This window comes from Cupriavidus sp. R6-3 (assembly GCF_059772245.1).
This window is the reverse complement of sequence record NZ_JCBAJO010000375.1, coordinates 1-3,007: the sequence shown is the minus strand read 5'-3', so window position 1 is coordinate 3,007 and position 3,007 is coordinate 1. Positions and strand designations below refer to the sequence as shown.

Below are 3,007 nucleotides of genomic sequence, written 5' to 3'. Positions count from 1 at the left end.
GATCGGCGCGGCGCGCCGAATTCACGTGCGGCGGCGGCTGCGCGGCCATCGCCTGCGCTATAGTCTGCCGTCCCCCGCCTCGCCTGCGCCGCCAGGGCCGCGAGGCCATACAGGAGTCGCCATGAACGCCCCGCAAGACGCTGCCATCCCCGCGGCCTCCTCCGCCGCGCTGGCCGCCGCGCTCTCGCCCGAGCAGACCGCCGAGCTGCTGCGCGAACTCGCGCGCATCCTCCCCGAGCCCGCGCTGCTGACGCGCCCCGAAGACACCGTGCCCTATGAATGCGACGGCCTGGCGGCCTATCGCCAGGTGCCGCTCGCGGTGGTGCTGCCCGATACCGAGGAACAGGTGATCGCGATCCTGCGGCTGTGCCACCGGCTGCGGGTGCCCGTGGTGCCGCGCGGCGCGGGCACCAGCCTGTCCGGCGGCGCGATGCCGATCGCCAGCGGCGTGGTGCTGTCGCTCGCCAAGTTCAAGCGCATCGTGTCGATCGATCCGCTGTCGCGCACCGCCATCGTCCAGCCCGGCGTGCGCAATCTGGCGATCTCCGAAGCCGCCGCACCGTACGGCCTGTACTACGCGCCCGATCCGTCCTCGCAGATCGCCTGCACCATCGGCGGCAACGTCGCCGAGAATTCCGGCGGCGTGCATTGCCTGAAATACGGCCTGACCGTCCACAACGTGCTGCGCGTGCGCGCAATCACGATGGAAGGCGAGGTGGTCGAGTTCGGCAGTGCCGCGCCCGACGCCCCGGGCCTGGACCTGCTCGCGGTGCTGATCGGCTCGGAGGGCATGCTGGCGGTCACCACCGAGGTCACCGTCAAGCTGGTGCCGCGGCCCCAGCTGGCGCAGGTCATCATGGCCAGCTTCGACGACGTCGAGAAAGGCGGCAATGCGGTCGCCGACGTGATCGCCGCCGGCATCATCCCGGCCGGGCTGGAGATGATGGACAAGCCGGCCACCGCCGCGGTCGAGGAATTCGTCCATGCGGGCTATGACCTCGATGCCGCCGCGATCCTGCTGTGCGAGTCCGATGGCACGCCCGAGGAAGTGGCCGAGGAAATCGAGCGCATGAGCGAGGTGCTGCGCGCATCCGGCGCGACCCGCATCGCGGTGTCGCAAAGCGAGCCCGAGCGGCTGCGCTTCTGGAGCGGCCGCAAGAACGCCTTCCCCGCCGCGGGCCGGATCTCGCCCGACTACTACTGCATGGACGGCACCATCCCGCGCAAGCACATCGGCACGTTGCTCAAGCGCATCGAGCAGATGGAGCACAAGTACGGCCTGCGCTGCATCAACGTCTTCCATGCCGGCGACGGCAACATGCATCCGCTGATCCTGTTCGATGGCGCGGACCATGACGAATGGCAGCGCGCCGAGCTGTTCGGCGCCGACATCCTGGAGACCTGCGTCGAGCTCGGCGGCACCGTCACCGGCGAGCACGGCGTCGGCGTCGAGAAGCTCAATTCGATGTGCGTGCAGTTCGCGCCCGAGGAGCGCGAGGCCTTCCTGCGCGTGAAGGCGGCCTTCGATCCGGCGCGGCTGCTCAATCCGGACAAGGCCATTCCGACGCTGGCGCGCTGCGCCGAGTACGGCAAGATGCACGTGCGCCGCGGCCTGCTGCCGCATCCGGACCTGCCGCGCTTCTGAGCGAGGCCCGCACGCCGATGGCCGACTACCGTCAAGCCCCTCGCCAAGCACCGCGCCAGGCCACTCGCCAGGCGCCGGGCCAGCCCCGGCGCGACGATCCGCGCCGGCGCCAGGAAGCGTTCGTCCGCCAGTACCTGGGCAAGCCGGAGACCGGCTGGCGCCAGCGCTGGTACACGATCATCTTCGAGGCGGATACCCGCGAGGGCCGGCAGTTCGATGTCGCGCTGCTGCTGGCGATCGTGGCCAGCGTGATGGTGGTGATGCTCGACAGCGTGCCGGCGATCCATGCGCGGTTCGGCATAGCCTTCACGGTGCTCGAGTGGATGTTCACGCTGCTGTTCACCGCCGAGTACGTGATGCGCATCCTGGTAGTGCGGCGGCGCCTGCGCTATGTGTTCAGCTTCTTCGGCATCATCGACTTCGTCTCGATCATGCCGACCTGGCTGGCCTTCTTCATGCCGGAGCTGGCCTTCCTGATCGACGTGCGGCTGCTGCGGCTGCTGCGCGTGTTCCGGATCCTGAAGCTGACGGTCTACTTCGAGGAGGCGCAGATCCTGTATCGCGCGCTGGCCAACAGCCGCCGCAAGATCGCCGTGTTTCTCGGCACGGTGTTCATCATCACCGTGATCCTCGGCACCGTGATGTACGTGGTCGAGGGGCCCGAGAACGGCTTCGTCAGCATCCCGCGCAGCATGTACTGGGCGGTCGTGACGCTGACCACCACCGGCTACGGCGACATGGTGCCGAAGACCGCCGTGGGGCAGTTCATCACCTCGCTGACCATCCTGCTCGGCTACGGCATCATCGCCTTCCCGACCGGCATCGTCGGCGCGGAACTGGCCGCCAGCATCATCCGGCGCCCGCTGACGACGCGCACCTGCGTGCATTGCCTGACCGAGGGGCACGACCCCGACGCCTCCTATTGCAAGCACTGCGGCAAGAAGCTGCCGCCCTATCAGGTCGAGGTCGGCGACCAGACCTGACGTCCCGCGGCGACGAACGACGGAACGCCAGGACAACAGAACGACAGAACAGAAGCGCCCGCCGGGCGCGGCCATGTGCCGCCCCCAAGCGCCTGAACCGAAGACAACCAGAACCCTAGCCATCCCCTGCCAACGCCATGCAAGACAAGCTCGACGCCTTCCGCGATGCCATCCGGCACGCCGCCGCCAGCCGTACGCCGCTGCGCTTCACCGGCGGCGGCAGCAAGGATTTCTACGGCCAGCCGCCCGAGGGCGAGCTGCTGGACACGCGCGGCCATGCCGGCATCGTCGACTACGACCCGGCCGAGCTGGTGATCACCGCGCGCTGCGGCACGCCGCTGGCCGAGATCGAGGCGACGCTGGCCGAACGGCGCCAGAT

Annotated in this window: 3 protein-coding genes; all 3 read left to right on the top strand. The window is 69.0% G+C overall.

The window, feature by feature from the left end; all coding sequences use genetic code 11:
• Nucleotides 1-121: 121 nt before the first annotated feature.
• A complete protein-coding gene (locus AC6EI8_RS25710; RefSeq protein WP_149316675.1) occupies nucleotides 122-1,645 on the top strand; it encodes an FAD-linked oxidase C-terminal domain-containing protein in 1,524 nt (507 codons plus the stop codon).
• A 17-nt stretch (nucleotides 1,646-1,662) separates the two neighbouring features.
• On the top strand, nucleotides 1,663-2,628 hold the full coding sequence (locus AC6EI8_RS25705) for an ion transporter (protein WP_223819617.1): 966 nt from the start codon (nucleotides 1,663-1,665) through the stop codon (nucleotides 2,626-2,628).
• 137 nt (nucleotides 2,629-2,765) lie between these two features.
• Nucleotides 2,766-3,007 (top strand): FAD-binding protein (locus tag AC6EI8_RS25700; protein ID WP_498383290.1); only part of this gene is annotated, 242 nt, incomplete at its 3' end.

Excerpts from the sequence above, each read along its gene's own strand:
- AC6EI8_RS25710 (WP_149316675.1), top strand. The coding sequence starts at position 122 with ATGAACGCCCCGCAAGACGCTGCCATCCCCGCGGCCTCCTCCGCCGCG.
- AC6EI8_RS25705 (WP_223819617.1), top strand. The coding sequence starts at position 1,663 with ATGGCCGACTACCGTCAAGCCCCTCGCCAAGCACCGCGCCAGGCCACT.